The following is a 239-nucleotide window of genomic DNA, read 5'->3' on the forward strand; positions in this document are numbered from 1 at the left end:
AGCAGAAGCCTGAGCGCCGACTGCGTGTGACGATGGGCTGGCGCCACCTCCCCGGGCATGATCAGTTGCAGGCCCGCATACAGGGATTGTGTAATGGCTGAACGCCCGCGCAGCGCCGGATTCTCGAGGACCAGTACGCGGCGTTCAGCCTCGGCTGCACTGATGAGACGGCCTGCTTCCATGAGGTGCTCGCGAATCTCCGCGTAGCGCCAGACGGCCGCCACGGCGGGAGAGGCCGG

Annotated in this window: 1 pseudogene; it reads right to left on the reverse strand. The window is 66.9% G+C overall.

Annotated elements, in window-relative coordinates:
• Positions 1–239, reverse strand: a pseudogene (locus SB771_RS36780) (gentisate 1,2-dioxygenase); the annotation flags it as partial.

Source organism: Burkholderia sp. SIMBA_051 (genome assembly GCF_046534915.1).
Classification (GTDB): domain Bacteria; phylum Pseudomonadota; class Gammaproteobacteria; order Burkholderiales; family Burkholderiaceae; genus Burkholderia; species Burkholderia ambifaria.